Origin of the sequence: Microbaculum marinisediminis (assembly GCF_025397915.1) — a bacterium.
GTDB classification, from domain to species: Bacteria; Pseudomonadota; Alphaproteobacteria; order Rhizobiales; family Tepidamorphaceae; genus Microbaculum; species Microbaculum marinisediminis.
This window is the reverse complement of sequence record NZ_JALIDZ010000001.1, coordinates 432,275-449,120: the sequence shown is the minus strand read 5'-3', so window position 1 is coordinate 449,120 and position 16,846 is coordinate 432,275. Positions and strand designations below refer to the sequence as shown.

Here is a 16,846-nt window from a genome sequence, read left to right as displayed (position 1 = left end):
ATACTTGTTAATGGCAGCCCCGCCGGCATTGTCAATCTGCCGGCGGGGGAATTCGTGATTATTGCTAACTGGCGGTGATCAGCCGGCCGATTTGCCGAGCTCCTCGATCAGCTCCGGGGTGATGTCGCCGGTGTCCGGCATGCCCACCGAGCGCTGGAAGGCGCGCACCGCGTCGCGGGTGCGGGGGCCGACCTGGCCATCGGCGGGACCGGGCGTGAAACCGAGCCTGGACAGCATCGACTGGGCCGACATGATCATGTCGCGATCGATGAAGACCTGCCGCGCCTGCGTCACGGACCCCCAGCCGCCTTGCGGTTCGGGAACGACGTTGGCGCTGGCGTCGGGTGTCTTCGGCGTCCAGGCGTCCAGCACGGCGCGGGCCTTCAGCAGGCTTTCCTGGTCGAGCTGGTTGGCCACCTCGTCGCGCTTCGCCAGCGCCTCGTTGTCGCCCTGGTCGGCGGCGATCGCGAACCAGCGGAACGACTCGGCGAAATTGGTCTGGACGCCGAGGCCGCGGGCGAACAGGACCGCGAGGTTGAACTGGCTGTCGGCGAGACCGTATTCGGCGGCCTGGCGGAACCAGATGGCCGCCTTCTCGTAGTCCGGCTTTCCGTCGATGCCGTCGGCGTAGAGCACGGCCAGATTGTGCATGGCCTTGCGATTGCCCTGCTCGGCGGCGCGCTGGTACCACATGCGGGCCATGGCGAGGTCGCGGCCGACGCCTTCGCCCTTTTCGTACAGGCTGCCGAGGCGATACTGCGCCGGGGCAAGCCCCTGCGCCGCCGCCTTGCGATACCATTCGACGGCCCTGGTGGCGTCGTGGGGCAGGCCGCGGCCGTCCATGTAGCGGACCGCCACCTCGAATTCGGCGGCCGGATCGCCCGCGGCGGCGGCCTGGCGCAGCAGTTCCGGCGTCGTGCTGGCCGACAGCTCGTCGAAGACGGCGCTGGCGGGCTGCGCCGAAGCGGCTGCGGGCGTCGTCACCGGCGTGACATTGCCGCCGGACGCGGGCGCGGTTTCGGCCCGCGCGACGGCCGTCTTGGGACCGGCGGCTTTCGGCGTGCTGGCGCCCGTCTTGTTCCGGGCACCCGTCTTGGCCGCGTTGCCCTTGGCCTTCGGGTTGTCCGCGGTCTTGGCGCCAGCCACCTTCTTCTTGTCTGTCGGCTTGTCGGCGACCTTCGCGGGAGCCTGGGGCGCGGGGGCCTGGGCCACGGGGGCTTGGGTCACGGTCCGGGCCGAGGCCTGCGGCAGGCCGCTCATCGTCGCGTTCGCTGTGACATCGCGCGGCGCGGCCTCCGGCGCCGTGCCTGCGACCGCCGGCCGGTCGAGCGAGGACGTGTTGGCCGGATCCGCCGTCAGCAGGGTGGCGATTTTCATCGTCCCGTAGACGAGCACCAGCATCGCCGCGGCGATCGCCAGCGGGCGGCGGTATTTCTTCAGCGCGCTGCGCAGTGCGTCGAGGGACACGCCCTTGGCGACGGCGGCCTTGTCCTGCGTGCCAGACTGCTCGGCAACCGCCGCCTGGGCGGCGCGCCGGGCTGCGGCGATGAAGTCGGCCGGCGAATCCGTCGCCGATATCGCGGGCGGCGCGGCCGCCGGTCGGCCGGTGCCCGGTACCAGCGGCGTGTCGTCTTCTATGGAGCCGGCATCCGCGGAGTCCGCATCCGGGGAGGCGGCACCGGTCTTCGATTTTGCCCCCGCCGCGGCCGCCTTGGCGGCCTTCTTCGCTTCGGCCTTGGCGGCTTTCGCCGATGCCGCTGGCGTTTTCGTCGGCTCGGCCTCTAGTCTCGGTTCGGGCTTGACGGCCGGCGCCTCGGCAGGCTCCCCGGCATCGTCGCGAGACATGGATTGGTCCTGGCCGGGCAGCCGCTTGTCTCCGGCAACCTCGTCGACCTCGTCCTCGAGTTCCTCGAGCCGGTCGACGACTTTCATCAGCGTGGTGTGAACCACCTGCAGCGCGTCGTGGGTGCGCTGCCCGGTCGCTTCGGCGTCCCGGCGCTGGCTGGCGAGTTCGTCGCGCAGCGTGCCGAAGACGTCGGCATCGCCGATGCTCGCCCCAATCGCCGTGAGCGCGCGCTCGATGGCCTCGTTCGCCGCTGCGCGGGCCGCATCCAGGGTGTCGGCCCGGCTGTCCTCGATACGGGAGACCATGTCCGTGATCGTCTGTTCCAGCCCGCCGACGTCGGCCGTCTGGCGCGAGCTGGCGTCCACGGTCTCCGCCAGCCGAGAAATCTGCTGCTCGATCTGCGCCAGCGCGACCGGGTCGCCGTCCTGGGCGGCGCCGGCCAGTTTCTCCGAAAGCTGGGCGATCTGTTTCTCCAGATCGCCCATTCGGCTCTCGGGCGCCTGCGTCACGCGATCGCCGAGTGCCTGCATGTCCCGGCGCAGCGCCGTGTAGTCGTCGCGACGCACGCCGTCGATCTGTTCGGCGAGATTGCGGATGTCGGCGCGGATCGCGTCGAGTTCGGCAAGCCCGGCCTCGTCGAGGGCGTTGGTCGCCGCATAGGTGCTGCGTTCGGTAAGCAGACGATCGCCGAGGTCGCGCAATTCGCCGCGCATGGCCTCGAACTCGTCGCGCGTCGCCGTATCGAACCGCGCCGCGATATCCTCGAGCTGCGCCTCGATGGTTCCGGAGCCGGATGCCGGAAGCGACTCGATGCGATCGGCCAGCCGCGCCATCTCGGCGCGCATGGCCGCCATTTCATCGCGGCCGCGAAGGTCGACCTGCTCGGCGATTTCGCGCACCTCGTTGCGGATCGCGCCGATCTCGTCGCGGGCGGCCGCGCTCAGCCGCACGGCGACATCCTCGAGCTTTGCTTCGATCGATTCGGCGTCCCGCCCGGGCATGGACTCGATCTTGCCCGCCAGATTGCGGATATCGGAGCGCAGGGATTCGAACTCGCCGCGAGTCCGGCGGTCGATGTCCTGGGCGATTTCGCGCAGTTCGCCGCGGATCGCGTCCAGTTCCGAGCGCGTCGCGGTATCGAGCCGCCGTTCCGTGTCCTCGAGCCGTTCGGCGAGGTCGTCCGCGACCTGGGAGGGCATCGTTTCGATGCGCCGTGCCATCTCGGTGACCATCAGCCGGAGATCGGCGAAATCCTTTGTGTCGCTGGCCCGCAGGCCGCCGGTCGCGGCGACGTTCTGCAGACCCTCCCGGATCTGCTTGAGCTGGTCGGAGGGCAGCGCCTCGCCGAGCGTGCGCTCGAGCCGCTCGGAGACGAGATCGATGCGGTGGTCGACCCGGTCGGCGTAGCCGGACACGGCGCGGTCGAACTCGACCTCGAGAGTCTTCTGCCGGGAGGCGATCTCTGCGATCGCGTCCCTGAGGCCGTTGGTCGGCGCCGGCGCCGACGAGGGCTGCGCGGGGGCGGCCGGGGGCGCGGTCCTGGAAAGGGGCGGGCGGTGTTTTGATTCGACGCGCCGGGCGATGTCGTGAAGCCGTTCCTCTAGATCGCGGATCGTTTCGCGGGTCGAAAGCCGTTCCGGTCCTTGGGGCATCTTGCTGCTCAATCTGTCGAGACGGCGCGCGATCCCGCGTAGCGAGTGCGGATCGTCGTCGTCGGCTGCGGGCTTGTCGGTTCCGATCGCGCCTGCCAGGCGATCGAGGCGACGCGCGACGGGGTCCGTCGGTCCGGACGGGCCAGGGGCCCCCGGGGCGTCGAACGGATCGTCGAGCGGGTCGTCGAAACGCCGGCCACCCGACGGGGCGGCGCGGTAGGTTTGCGCGGAATCCGTGGGGGAGTCCGCGGGGGAATCCTCGGGAGACGTCGCCGGAGATGCCGCCAGAGACGCCATCGTGGAAGCGGGCGGCCGCGGCACGCCGTGCGGCGAACCGGCGCCCTCCTTCGAGTCGTGCAGGACCGCATCGAGCCAGTCGCCGAGGCTCATTCCCGCCCGATCCGCGGCGCGCCGCGCCTGGTCGGCGGGATCGTCGTGGGCGACAGGTTCTCTACGTGAGCCGCGAAGTGCCATGTTAGTGTATCGATCCGGTCCGTTCGTGCCGGGCGTGCGCTCCATTCATTTCCGGAGTCGGGAATCGTCCGGCCTAGCTGATCCCCGATGGATAGTTTTCCCATCAGGGTAAATAGTTGGTTAAGCGCACGGTGGTTTCTCGGCGCGATGGTCTCGAAACGGGACACGTGCCGGCCCGCCATGCCCGTTCGGGCGGAACGGCGTTTTGGATTTGACCTTTACGTAAGCGTAAGGCATAGTGCGCCCACGATAACGAGGAGCGTTGCATGGTCGATAACGCCGCTGCGACGGATCGGTCCGAGACCGAAGCGCAGGCCGAGTCCGCCGAGCAGGATCGCAAGACGGTCTTCACCATTGGTGACCTGTCGCGCGAGTTCGGCGTGACGCTCCGGGCGATCCGTTTCTACGAGGACAAGGGGCTGCTCAACCCGCGCCGGCAGGGCATGACGCGGCTCTACTCGCGCCGCGATCGCGCCCGGCTGAAATTGATCCTCCTGGGCAAGCGCGTCGGCTTTTCCCTCGTGGAGATCGGCGAGATGCTCGATCTCTACGATCTGAAGGACGGCCAGACGACCCAGATGAAGGTGGCGCTGACGAAATTCGACGAACAGATCGGGTATCTGGAGGCCCAGCGCGCCGAGATCGATCAGGCGCTGGGCGACCTCAAGCGTGCCCGCGACGTGGTCCAGGGCATCCTGAAGGAACGCGAGCGCAACGAACGCTGATGTGACGATCGGCCGGGGCGGTCCCCCGATCCGGCCGCCAACAAGACCATTCCGGGAGTGAGACCATGCCGAGCTACAAGGCCCCCGTCGACGACGTGCTGTTCCTTCTGAACGACGTCATCGGCATCGACCGCTACAACAACATCCCGAGCTTCGCCGAGGCGACCCCGGATCTGGTCAAGGCGATCCTGGAGGAGGGCGCGCGTCTCTGCGAGGAGGTGCTGCAGCCGCTGAACCGGGTCGGCGATACCGAGGGCTGCACCCGCAACGACGACGGCAGCGTCACCACGCCGACCGGCTTCAAGGATGCCTTCGGCCAGTTCGCCGAGGGCGGCTGGATCGGCCTGACCGCGGATCCGCAATATGGCGGCCAGGGCCTGCCGCACACGCTCGGCGCCGCGATCAACGAGTTCGTATCCTCCGCCAACGTCGCGTTCGGCATGTATCCGGGCCTGACTCAGGGCGCCATCGCCGCGCTGACCATCCACGGCTCCGACGCCCAGAAGGCGCTCTATCTGCCCAAGCTCGTGTCCGGCGAATGGCTCGGCACCATGAACCTGACCGAGCCCCATTGCGGCACCGATCTCGGCCTCCTGAAGACGAAGGCCGTGCCCAACGGCGACGGGTCCTACGCGATCACCGGCACCAAGATCTTCATCTCCGCCGGCGAGCACGATCTTTCCGACAACATCGTCCATCTCGTGATTGCCCGCATCGAGGGCGCGCCGGACGGCACCAAGGGCATCTCGCTGTTCGTCGTGCCGAAGATACTGCCGACCGAGGACGGCGGCCTCGGCGCGCGCAACGCGCTGGGGTGCGGCGCGCTCGAGGAGAAGATGGGCATCCACGGCAACGCCACCTGCGTCATGAACTACGACGGCGCCACCGGCTGGCTCGTCGGCGAGGAGAACAAGGGCCTGCGCGCCATGTTCACGATGATGAACGAAGCGCGCCTCGGCGTCGGCATCCAGGGGCTGTCGCAGTCCGAGGTCGCCTATCAGAACGCGGTGACCTACGCCCGCGAGCGCCTGCAGGGCCGCGCGCTGACCGGGCCGAAGGACCCCGACAAGCCGGCCGACCCGATCATCGTGCATCCGGACGTGCGCCGCGTGCTGATGAGCATGAAGGCGTTCAACGAGGCCGCCCGCGCGCTCGTGCTATGGACGGCGGTCCGCGGCGACATCGCCCATGGCGGCGCCGACGAGGCGGAGCGCCAGGCCGCCGACGACCTGATGGGCCTGATGACCCCTGTCGTGAAGGGCGTGCTCACCGATACCGGGTTCCAGAACGCGGTCACCGCCCAGCAGGTCTACGGCGGCCATGGCTACATCGCCGAGTGGGGCATGGAGCAGTTTGTCCGCGACGCCCGCATCGCCATGATCTACGAGGGCGCCAACGGCATCCAGGGGCTCGATCTGGTCGGCCGCAAGCTGCCCGCCAATGGCGGCCGCGCGGTGATGGCGTTCTTCGGCGAGGTCGAGGGCTTCGTCAAGGAGAACGCCGGGGACGAGGCGATGGCGCCCTATGTCGAGCCGCTGAAGGTGGGGCTGGAGACGCTGCAGCAGGCCACCATGTGGTTCATGCAGAACGCGATGACGAAGCCCGACAACGCCGGCGCCGGCTCGACCGACTACATGCATCTCTTCGGCCTCGTCGCCCTCGGCTACATGTGGGCGCGGATGGCCAGGGTCGCGCAGGCCAGGCTCGCCGACGGTGCCGACAACAAGGCCTTCTACGAGACCAAGCTCGTCACCGGCCGCTACTTCATGGAGCGGATCATGCCGGAGGCGAAGGCCCACTACGCCCGCATTTCCGCCGGTGCCGACACCCTGATGGCGCTGTCGGCGGAGGCGTTTTGATGGTGGACACCGGCATCGGTCGCCATCCCGGCCGGAACGGTGTGGAGATCCGGGACCGGAGAGGCCCGGCGCCATCTGTGGCTCGCTGATCCCGGATCGGCCGCCCGGCCGTCCGGGATGACGCCGGGATGACGAAGCAGAGGGACGAGACGATATGACCGCACTCGATGTACCCCGCCCCGACTGGATGAGCGAGGACGTCGTCCTCCTCGAAGACCAGTCGCGCCGCTTCTTCGACGCCGAGATGGCCCCGCACTACGACGGGTGGATTGACGAGGGCATCGTGCCGCGCTGGGCCTGGGAGAAGACCGGCGAGGCGGGCCTGCTCTGCGCCGCGATGCCGGAAGAATACGGCGGCGCCGGCGGCAGCTTCGCCCACGAGGCGGTGATCACCTATCAGCTCGGCATGGCGGGCCTCGACTCCTTCGGCATCGCGTTGCACAACGCCATCGTCGCCCCCTACATCCTGCATTTCGGATCGGAGGATCAGAAGAAGCGCTGGCTGCCGAAGCTGGCCACCGGCGAGATGATCGGCGCCATCGCCATGACCGAGCCCGGCGCCGGCTCCGACCTGCAGGGCGTCAGGACCACGGCCCGGAAGGACGGCAACCACTACCGCATCTCCGGCTCCAAGACCTTCATCACCAACGGCCAGAATGCCAACCTGGTCATCGTGGTGGCGAAGACCGATCCCGCCGCCGGCGCCAGGGGCACCTCGCTGTTCGTCGTCGAGACGGACGCGGTCGAGGGCTTCCGTCGCGGCCGCAACCTGAAGAAACTCGGGCTCAAGGCGCAGGACACCTCCGAGCTGTTTTTCGACGACGTGCGCGTGCCCGCCGACGCGCTGCTTGGCGCGGAGGAGGGCCAGGGCTTCGTCCAGCTCATGACCGAGCTGCCGCAGGAGCGCCTGCTCGTCGCCGTCCAGGCGATGGCGATGATCGAGCGCGCGCTCGAGGTGACCATCGCCTACGTCAAGGAACGCCAGGCCTTCGGCAAGGCGGTCATGGAGTTCCAGAACACCCAGTTCGCGCTCGCCGAGGCCAAGACCGAGGCGACCATCGCCAAGGTGTTCATGAACCACTGCATCGGCCAGCTCATCGCCGGCCGGCTCGACTCCACGACCGCGTCGATGGCCAAGTACTGGCTCACCGATCTGCAGTGCAAGATCGTCGACCAGTGCCTGCAGCTGCACGGCGGCTACGGCTACATGGCCGAATACCCGATCTCGCGCATGTACCAGGATGCCCGCGTCCAGCGCATCTACGCCGGCACCAACGAGATCATGAAGCTGCTGATCGCCCGGAGCCTGTGAGCGATGGCGCGCAACGGCTTCCCCACGGTCGAAACAGCGGCGTCGGGTCGGGCCGTCCCGGTCGCGCCCGGATCGCGCCCGGGCTTGACCCGACCATCGCCAGCCACACGTCTATCCGTCATGAACACTGCGCCGTGCCCTCGCCGGCGCGGCACGCATAAGGGAGGCTCGCATGCCTGAGTGCTTTATCTACGACCACGTGCGCACACCGCGCGGACGCGGCAAGAAGGACGGGAGCCTCCACGAGGTCACCGCGCTCGAACTCGCCGCCCAGGCGCTGCGCGCGGTCCGCGAGCGCAACGACCTCGACACCGGGCAGGTCGACGACGTCGTGCTCGGCTGCGTCGATCCGGTGGGCGAGGCCGGCGGCGACATCGCCCGCGCCGCGGTGCTGAAGGCCGATTACGTCCAGGAGGTCCCCGGCGTCCAGATCAACCGCTTCTGCGCCTCCGGTCTCGACGCGGTGAACTTCGCCGCCGGCGAGGTCATGGCCGGCCAGCACCAGATGACCATCGGCGGCGGCGTCGAGTCGATGAGCCGCGTCGGCATCGGCGCGTCCGGCGGCGCCTGGCCGATGGACCCGTCCCTGGCCATCAAGTCCTACTTCATGCCGCAGGGCATCTCCGCCGACCTGATCGCCACCAAGTACGGCTTCTCCCGCGACGATGTCGACGCTTACGCGGTGGAGAGCCAGAAGCGCGCCGCCAACGCCTGGGAGAAGGGCTACTTCGCGAAGTCGGTCGTGCCGGTGAAGGACATCAACGGCCTGACCATCCTCGACCGCGACGAGCACATGCGCGCCGACACGACGATGCAATCGCTGGCCAGCCTCAATCCCTCCTTCGTGCAGATGGGCGAGCTCGGCGGCTTCGATGCGGTCGCCGTGCAGCGCTATCCGGAGGTCGAGGCGATCAACCACGTCCACCACGCCGGCAATTCCTCCGGCATCGTCGACGGCGCCGCCGCGCTGCTGCTCGGCTCCAAGGCGGCCGGCAGGAAGGCAGGCCTGGAACCCCGCGCCCGCATCAAGGCCTTCGCCAATATCGGCTCCGAGCCCGGCATCATGCTGACCGGCCCGCTCGCGGTCACGGAGAAGGTCCTGAAGAAGGCCAAGATGACCATGGACGATATCGATCTCATCGAGATCAACGAGGCCTTCGCCTCCGTCGTCCTGCGCTACCTGCAGTATTTCGACCTCGACGACGGCAAGGTGAACGTCAACGGCGGCGCCATCGCCATGGGCCATCCGCTCGGTGCTACCGGCGCGATGATCATGGGCACCGTCATCGACGAGCTCGAGCGCACCGGCAAGCAGACCGCGCTGGTCACGCTGTGCATCGGCGCCGGCATGGGCACCGCCACGATCATCGAGCGGGTGTGATGCACACGCCCCGATCCCGGATCGGCCTTGAGGCCGTCCGGGATGACGACGGAGTGGCAAGCGGCAAAGGCACGGAGACAGATGCCCAAGATCGACATGGACGCCGTTCCCGAGCGCAGGGGATCGGGCTATCCCGATCCCTTCAAGGCGGCTTACGCGAACCGGATCAAGCAGCCGCTCGGCGATGCCGCCGGCCTGACCCAGTTCGGCGTCAACCTGACCCGGATGGCGCCGGGAACGGGAACCGCGCTGCGCCACTGGCACGAGAACGAGGATGAGTTCGTCTACGTGCTCGAAGGCGAGCTGGTGCTGATCGAGGACGAGGGCGAGACGGTGCTGCGCGCCGGCGACGCCGCCGGCTTCAAGGCCGGCGTGCCGAACGGCCACTGCCTCGTCAACCGGTCCGACAGGGAGGCGGTGATCCTCGAGGTCGGCACCCGGGCGCCGACCGAACGGGGCCACTATCCCGACGTCGATCTCATGGCCGTCAAGGACGGCGGCGGCTTCAAGTTCATCCACAAATCCGGCGAACCGTACGCCTGACCCCATTTATGGGGACCCATCCAACGGGGAAACGTCATGACCTACAAGAACTTCACGCTCGACATCGACGCCGACGGCATCGCGCTCGTCACCTGGGACATGCCCGGCAAGTCGATGAACGTCTTCGATGTCTCGGTGATGGACGACCTCGAGGCGATCATCGCCAGGGTGAGCGACGAGGCGGCCATCAAGGGCGCGGTCGTCACCTCCGGCAAGGACACCTTCTCCGGCGGCGCCGACCTGACCATGCTGCAGGGCCTGCTCGGCGAGTTCCACAGGATGCGCTCGACAGACGAGACGGCGGCGATGCAGCGCATGTTCGACGAGAGCCGGCGCATGTCGCAGCTCTGGCGCCGGCTGGAGACCTGCGGCAAGCCCTGGGTCGCGGCCATCAACGGCACCGCGATGGGCGGCGCCCTCGAGCTGGCGCTGTCCTGCCACCACCGCGTCGCCGCCGACAACGACAAGACCAGGCTGGCGCTGCCCGAGGTCAAGGTCGGCCTGTTCCCCGGCGCCGGCGGCACCCAGCGCGTGCCGCGCATGATCCCGACGCCGGACGCGCTGCAGTTCCTGCTGCAGGGCCGCGAGCTGCGCGTCGGCCAGGCCAAGTCGATGCGGCTGATCGACCAGGTGGTCCCCGCCGACGCGCTGGTCGAGACCGCCAGGGCGTGGATCCGCGACGGCGGCAAGGGCGTGCAGCCGTGGGACAAGGAGGGCTTCAAGCTGCCTGGCGGCAAGGTCTATTCGCCGGCCGGCTTCCAGATCTTCCCGCCGGCCAACGCCATCTATCGCCGCGAGACCTTCGACAACTATCCCGCCGCCCGCGCCATCATGTCCTGCGTCTACGAGGGCCTGATGCTGCCGATGGACCAGGCGCTGACGGTGGAATCGCGCTACTTCGCCAACGTCCTGCAGACCAAGGAAGCGGCCTCGATGATCCGCTCCCTGTTCGTCTCCATGCAGGAGCTGAACAAGGGCGCGCGCCGCCCCGCCGACGTGCCGGCCGAGCCGATCCGGAAGGTCGGCATCCTCGGCGCCGGCTTCATGGGCGCGGGTGTCGCCTACGTCACCGCGCGCGCGGGCATCGACGTCGTTCTGATCGACCGCGACATCGAGGCCGCCGAGCGCGGCAAGGCCTATTCCGACACGCTGGTGTCGAAGGCCGTCAGCCGCGGCCGCTCGACGCCGGAGGCCAAGGAAGCGCTGCTGTCGCGCATCCGCACCACCACCGACTACGCCGATCTCGAGGGCTGCGACCTCGTCATCGAGGCGGTATTCGAGGACAAGGACATCAAAGCCGACGTCACCCAGAAGGCGGAAGCCGTGATCGGCAAGTCCGCGATCTTCGGCTCCAACACCTCGACCTTGCCGATCACCGAGCTGGCCCGTGCGAGCGCGCGGCCGAAGAACTTCATCGGCATCCACTTCTTCTCGCCCGTCGACAAGATGATGCTGGTCGAGATCATCATGGGCAAGAAGACGAGCGACGAGGCGCTGGCCCGTGCGCTCGACTATTGCCGGGCGATCCGCAAGACGCCGATCGTGGTCAACGACTCGCGCGGCTTCTACACCTCGCGCGTCGTCGGCACCTACATCCGCGAAGGCCACCTGATGCTGATGGAGGGCGTGCCCGCCGCGATGATCGAGAATCTCGGCCGCATGGCCGGCATGCCGGTCGGTCCCTTGGCCCTGAACGACGAGGTCGCCGTGGATCTCGCCTGGAAGATCCTGCAGGCGACCCGGAAGGATCTCGGTGACAAGGCGGTCGACCCGGCGCAGGAGACGCTTCTGGAAGAGATGGTCGTCAAGCGCGGCCGCCTCGGCCGCAAGAACGGCAAGGGCTTCTACGACTATCCCGACAAGGGCAAGAAGCACCTGTGGCCCGATCTGGCAGAATTGCAGCCGGTCCACCTCGATCCCGATTCCATCGACAAGGAGGCGCTCGAGCATCGCCTGCTGGTGATCCAGGCGCTGGAGACCGCGCGCTGCTTCGCCGAAGGGGTGCTCACCGATGTGCGCGAGGCCGATGTCGGCTCGATCCTCGGCTTCGGCTACGCCCCCTTCGCCGGCGGCACGCTGAGCTACATCGACAACATGGGGCTGAAGGCCTTCGTCGACCTGTGCAACAGGCTCGCCCGCAAGCACGGGCCCCGCTTCCGCCCGAACAAGCTGCTGAAGGAGATGGCGGCCAACGGCGAGACCTTCTACGGCCGTTTCCCGCCCGGCAAGCCGGAGCAGAAGAAGGCGGCCTGATACACCGGCCTCTGCACCCCCGGGGAAAGCCCGGGATGACATCGGGCCGGGTGCGTGCCCGGCGCCCCTTTCGCTCTGCCGCCCGCTGACGAAACCGTGTTTCGCCGCGGGCGCATTCCCTTTGCCAATTCCCCGCGCCCGTTCCATTGTTGTGCCGACGGCGCGGCGGGCGACCGGGGGAAGGGAACGGAATGACGCGGAAAATCGAGTATTTCTTCACGGCCATTTCGCCGTGGTCCTATCTCGGCCACGACCTGTTCGTCGAGACGGCCAGCGCGCATGGCGCCGAGATCGTCTACAGGCCGGTCAATCTCAATGCCGTGTTTCCCGAAACCGGCGGCCTGCCGCTCGCAAAGCGCGCGCCCGCGCGGCAGAAATACCGGCTGGTCGAGCTGAAGCGCTGGAAGGAGAAGCGCGGCCTGCCGCTCAACCTTCAGCCGGCCCATTTCCCAACCGATCCCGCCCTCGTCGACCGCTGCGTCATCGCCATCGCCACGGAGGGCGGCGACCCGGCCGATTTCCTGGGTCGTGCCTACCGGTCGGTCTGGGCGTTCGATCGCGACATCGCCGACGAGCATGTCGTCGAGGGTCTGCTCGCCGACGCCGGCCATGACCCCCATGCCCTGATCGAAAAGGCCAAGTCCGATGCGGTCGGTGCGATCTACGACGCCAACACGCGCGACGCGATCGAGAAATCCGTCTTCGGGGCGCCGACCTACATGCTTGGCGGCGAGCCGTTCTGGGGACAGGATCGCATCGACCTGCTCGCCGATGCGCTTGCAAGCGGCCGGGCGCCGCACACGCCCTGAGGTTCGCGGCGGCATATTTGTGCGCGGCCGGGTTCGCGACTAGATAGAGGGCTCGGGGGCGCAAACCGGAGCCGTGCCATGAAACGCATTCTGATCGCCGCGGTTGTCTTGCTGGTCGCCGTGCCGGGGGCCTACGCCCAAGGCGCCGACCGGCCGGATACCGAAGGCGACCGCTATGTCCTGCGCCGCGTGGACGACGGCCTGATGCGCCTCGATCGCGAGACCGGCGATACCTCTTTCTGCCGCAAGCGCGGCGGGTCCTGGGTGTGCGAGGCCGTCGCCGACGACCGCGAAGCGCTCGAGGCCGAGATCAACCGCCTGGTCGAGGACAATGGCGAGCTCGCCCGTGAGATCGGCCGGCTCAAGCAGCGGATCGCCAGGCTCGAAGGGCGCGACACCGAACCCGAAGGAGACCGGGACGGCACCGGACCCGACGCGAAGTCGACGGAGCCGGAGGTGCCGAGCGACGAGGAGCTCGACAAGGTGTTCCGGACCTTCGAGAAGGTCATGCGCCGCTTCATGGACATGGCCCGCGACCTGCGCGAGGACTACGAGAGCCAGGACCGGTTCTGACCGGTCCCGCCAATCGGGTGTCGGCGGGGGCGCCTGGCCGTCTGCGGCGCGACGGCGCGCCGCGCTGTCCAGCGAAGCGGTGATATTCGCCGGTTGTCTAGGACGGGTTGGCGCTCTGGCTGGCGATCAGCGCCTCGGTGCGCGCCCTCTTGTCCTCCGGCAGGGGCGCGGCCCGGCGCGTCTCCAGGTTCATGGTCAGGCCCGTCACCAGCATGATGGCTGCGACGTCCCCGGTCTCCGACCTGACGAAGCGGTTCTCGAAGGTGATGGTGGAGCGGGCGATCGCGATGGGCCGGCTGATGACGTGGACCAGGTCGCCGAAACGCAGCGGGCCGGTCCGGGTCAGCTTCATCTCGACGGCGACGCGGCCGAAATTGTGGTCTTCGAGCCATTTCCGGTCGATGCCGGTCGACTCCCAGAAATGCGCCGCCGCGTCCGAGTTGATCCCGATCACGGCGGAGTCGAAGACGCTGCCATCCGGGCGGCATTGCTGCGCGCGCACGCGCGTGCCGAGCGTGAGGTAGCCGCCCGGCGGCCGGGCGCCCTGCGCGCCGGCGTCGACGGGGCTGTCGTCGACGCTGCGCGGCATCGCCGCCTCGGGCAGTTCGGCGCCGTGCCGGCGAAGCGCCCGCGACAGGCCGGCGGGCGGATCGTCGTAGGTCTCCAGGCACGTCGCCGAGAGCCGTCCGTCGGTCGTCTCGTAGAGCATGTGCACCGCTTGCCGGTCGCCGACCCCGAAGCTCTCGACGCGCACGCCGGCGTTCACCCTGAGCTCGGCGTGGTAGCGCACGTGCCGCACTGCCGGTTCCCGCCGGTCGGCCTCCGGGACGCCCGCCATAACCTGGAAATGCCCGGCCGCATCCTCGAAGAACCGGATGTAGAACTGGACGTTCAGGTGGTCGTTCTCGTCACACTCCCAGGTGTTGACGAAACCCCGCAGCGTCTCGATCGGGCTCATGCGAACGCGCCGGTCAGGAACTGGTCGATGCGCGTGAGGCTCTGCTCGCTGAGCGCGCCGGGAAAGGCCATGAACACATGCGCGCCGCCGGGATAGACGGCCAGCTCGGTGTCGTTGCCCGCCGCCGCCCAGCGCATCGCCATGAACAGCGAATCGTCGAGCAGGGCATCGCGGGTGCCGACGGAGAACAGCGCCGGCGGCAGGCCGGACACGTCGGCCAGGATCGGCGAGACGTCCGGATCGTCGAGGCGATGGCTGCGCGGCACGAACCGATCGATGAAGATGGTGATGTCGCGCGTCGTCAGGATCAGTTTCTCGGTCCCCCAGTTCCTGGCGCTCGGCGTCAGCCGCAGGTCGTAGCAGCCCGCCACCAGGTTGGCCGCGCGGAACGGGGTCAGCCCGTGCCGGTCGCGAAGCCGCAGCATCGTCACCATCGACAGATGCCCACCGGCCGATTCCCCGCCGATGGCGAAACGGTCGGTGCCGAACTGGTCCTTGCCGTGCTTCACCAGCCACAGCGCCGCGGCCTCGCAATCGTCGGGGCCCTGCGGATAGGGGTGCTCGGGCGCCAGCCGGTATTCGACGCTGACGACCGCAAGCCCACACGTGTCGGCGATCCGCTCGAGGCGGGGGTCCTGCTCGTCGGCGCCGCCGATCACCCAGCCGCCGCCGTGAAAATGGAGGTAGACGCCCTTAGGGTTCTCCGGGGCGATGATGCGCAGGGGGATCGCCCCGTGCGGCCCGTCGATCTCTATCGTCCGGGCGCGGTCCGATCGCGGCGCCACTGGAAACGGCCCCAACCCCTGACGCCGCCGCGACCTGATCATGGCGGGCGGGAACGACCATTGATCCGGCGCGGCGTCCATCCTCTTGACGATGTCGTCGTTGATCGCTCTGGTTTCCGCGGAAACGGCGCTGTCCTCGAACAAGGTGCTATCGGGAAAGACGGCTGGTGCCATGGGTGTCCTGTTATGTTGAGTGCATGCGGCGGGGCAGGTCGCCGGCATCAGACCGCAGTTCACCGGCCGCGTCCAGAGGTGTCCCCGAAACCAAGGGGCCGAACCAACGGGGGCGAAACGAGGGGCCGGACTGAAAGGGATAGAAATGAATGGCGGAGAAACGAAAGGGGCCGAATTGACGGCAAACGGAATGATCGTCCAGCACGTCGACATGATCGCGTTGACGACGCATGGGCAGGGCTTCGTCGACGTCACCGGCGAGATCGCCCACTGGCTCGCCGCCAGAACCGATGGCGACGGCCTGGTGACGCTGTTCCTGCGCCATACCTCGGCCTCGCTGACGATCCAGGAAAACGCCGATCCCGACGTGCTCCGCGACCTCGCCGACACGCTCGACCGGCTCGCCCCGCGGGACCTTCCCTACCTGCACAGCAGCGAGGGGCCCGACGACATGCCGGCCCATATCCGTACCATGCTGACGGCGACGTCGCTGGCGGTCCCGGTCAAGGCGGGACGGATGATGCTCGGCACCTGGCAGGCGATCTACCTGGTCGAGCACCGCGACCGGCCGCACAGGCGCGAGATCGCCCTGCATTTCATCGGCGAGGCGCGCCGCCGGTAGTTCACAGCCGCTGCGACAGCGACAGGATCAGCGCGGTGACCCACAAGAGAGCGGACAGCCCGGCGGCGTACTGGGCGAACCAGAGATAGGCGTCGCGCAACACCGTGGCGCCGGCCCATTGCGCATAGGCCGCGGCGGGGCGCTTGCCCTCGTCCAGCATCAGCCACATCTCGGTGCGCCGTACGTCCTGGGTAAGCGCGACGCGCGCCTTGAGCAGCAGGACGAGCGTGGCGATGGTCATCAGGATGCCGCCGCTGCGCACGGCGACGAGCGGATCGTAGGTGAGGCCGAGCATGACGCACAGGATGCCGAGGCCGGCGAAACCGCAGGCGCGGCCGATCGACACGAAGGCGAGGCGACGTAAGTCTTCCATCGGAAGGACCTCGGAACGGCGGCCCGCCTAGAGTGCGCGCCCCGGCGCCTCCAAGGCAAGTGGTCTGACCGCACGACTGCGTGAAGGAAAGGCCCGCGCCCAGCGTCAGGATACGCGCGTCAGGACACGCGTGTCAGGTCACGAACATCGACAGGGCCAGGCTGAACATCGCCAGCGCCGCCATCCACTGCGCGAACCACAGGTTCGCGCGCACGCGCGGGCTGACGCCGTGGCGGCGCCGGTTGCCGGCCTGGCGGGCATGCAGCGGCAGGACGTCGCCGAGGCGGCCGCCGCCGGGATCGGCGCGAAACACCAGATAGAGGGCGGCGAGCACGGCCATCAGGCCGTCGGCCTTCAAGGTCAGGGCCGGGTCGTCCGACAGGCCGCCGCCGATCAGGGCGATGGCGGCGCACAGCACGGCGAACGCCAGCGCCGCGCTCTGGGCTTCGGGATCTTCGAAATCCGGCATGCTTCCGCGCTCCCGGTCACGTGGGACACGATGGACCT

14 protein-coding genes are annotated in these 16,846 nt (G+C 68.5%); 9 read left to right on the top strand and 5 right to left on the bottom strand.

The genetic code is table 11. From position 1 onward, the window contains the following. Positions 1 to 78: 78 nt before the first annotated feature. A complete protein-coding gene (locus MUB46_RS02295) occupies positions 79 to 3,888 on the bottom strand; it encodes a peptidoglycan-binding protein (RefSeq protein WP_261614244.1) in 3,810 nt (1,269 codons plus the stop codon). A 350-nt stretch (positions 3,889 to 4,238) separates the two neighbouring features. Here MUB46_RS02295 and MUB46_RS02290 point away from each other — a divergent pair, with 350 nt between their 5' ends. The 8 genes from MUB46_RS02290 (at position 4,239) to MUB46_RS02255 (ending at position 13,427) form a co-directional block, all read left to right on the top strand. After that, positions 4,239 to 4,697 (top strand): MerR family transcriptional regulator, encoded by a 459-nt coding sequence (locus MUB46_RS02290; RefSeq protein ID WP_261614243.1) that lies wholly within the window; start codon positions 4,239 to 4,241, stop codon positions 4,695 to 4,697. A gap of 65 nt (positions 4,698 to 4,762) precedes the next feature. Continuing rightward, a complete protein-coding gene (locus MUB46_RS02285; RefSeq protein ID WP_261614242.1) occupies positions 4,763 to 6,556 on the top strand; it encodes an acyl-CoA dehydrogenase C-terminal domain-containing protein in 1,794 nt (597 codons plus the stop codon). Positions 6,557 to 6,710: 154 nt separating this feature from the next. Beyond that, entirely contained in the window at positions 6,711 to 7,868 is a 1,158-nt protein-coding gene (locus MUB46_RS02280; RefSeq protein ID WP_261614241.1) for an acyl-CoA dehydrogenase family protein, read from the top strand. 172 nt (positions 7,869 to 8,040) lie between these two features. Continuing rightward, the gene (locus tag MUB46_RS02275) at positions 8,041 to 9,249 is read left to right on the top strand and encodes an acetyl-CoA C-acetyltransferase (RefSeq protein WP_261614240.1); all 1,209 of its coding nucleotides are present in this window, start codon (positions 8,041 to 8,043) and stop codon (positions 9,247 to 9,249) included. Positions 9,250 to 9,330: 81 nt separating this feature from the next. Continuing rightward, positions 9,331 to 9,792, top strand: coding sequence for a cupin domain-containing protein (locus MUB46_RS02270; RefSeq protein WP_261614239.1), 462 nt, complete (start codon positions 9,331 to 9,333; stop codon positions 9,790 to 9,792). Between the two features lie 36 nt (positions 9,793 to 9,828). Next, positions 9,829 to 12,045, top strand: coding sequence for a 3-hydroxyacyl-CoA dehydrogenase NAD-binding domain-containing protein (locus MUB46_RS02265; protein ID WP_261614238.1), 2,217 nt, complete (start codon positions 9,829 to 9,831; stop codon positions 12,043 to 12,045). 191 nt (positions 12,046 to 12,236) lie between these two features. Then, entirely contained in the window at positions 12,237 to 12,854 is a 618-nt protein-coding gene (locus MUB46_RS02260; RefSeq protein ID WP_261614237.1) for a 2-hydroxychromene-2-carboxylate isomerase, read from the top strand. A 78-nt stretch (positions 12,855 to 12,932) separates the two neighbouring features. Then, the gene (locus MUB46_RS02255) at positions 12,933 to 13,427 is read left to right on the top strand and encodes a hypothetical protein (RefSeq protein WP_261614236.1); all 495 of its coding nucleotides are present in this window, start codon (positions 12,933 to 12,935) and stop codon (positions 13,425 to 13,427) included. A gap of 97 nt (positions 13,428 to 13,524) precedes the next feature. On the opposite strand, the gene MUB46_RS02250 is transcribed toward MUB46_RS02255, so the two are convergent. Then, positions 13,525 to 14,385 carry a thioesterase family protein gene (locus MUB46_RS02250; RefSeq protein ID WP_261614235.1) on the bottom strand — a complete coding sequence of 287 codons (861 nt, stop codon included), beginning with the start codon at positions 14,383 to 14,385 and terminating at the stop codon, positions 13,525 to 13,527. Continuing rightward, positions 14,382 to 15,344, bottom strand: a complete 963-nt coding sequence (locus MUB46_RS02245) for an alpha/beta hydrolase (RefSeq protein WP_261614234.1) — start codon at positions 15,342 to 15,344, stop codon at positions 14,382 to 14,384. Before MUB46_RS02245 ends, MUB46_RS02250 begins: the two co-directional genes overlap by 4 nt. Before the next feature lie 190 nt (positions 15,345 to 15,534). On the opposite strand from MUB46_RS02245, the gene MUB46_RS02240 reads away from it, so the two are divergent. Next, positions 15,535 to 15,966: a secondary thiamine-phosphate synthase enzyme YjbQ gene (locus tag MUB46_RS02240; protein ID WP_261614233.1), complete on the top strand. Its 432-nt coding sequence runs from the start codon at positions 15,535 to 15,537 to the stop codon at positions 15,964 to 15,966. A gap of 1 nt (position 15,967) precedes the next feature. Here the strand turns inward: MUB46_RS02240 and MUB46_RS02235 are convergent, their stop codons facing one another. Together MUB46_RS02235 and MUB46_RS02230 are read right to left on the bottom strand one after the other, a co-directional pair. Then, entirely contained in the window at positions 15,968 to 16,339 is a 372-nt protein-coding gene (locus MUB46_RS02235; RefSeq protein ID WP_261614232.1) for a hypothetical protein, read from the bottom strand. 133 nt (positions 16,340 to 16,472) lie between these two features. Then, positions 16,473 to 16,808, bottom strand: coding sequence for a hypothetical protein (locus MUB46_RS02230; protein WP_261614231.1), 336 nt, complete (start codon positions 16,806 to 16,808; stop codon positions 16,473 to 16,475). Positions 16,809 to 16,846: the final 38 nt, after the last annotated feature.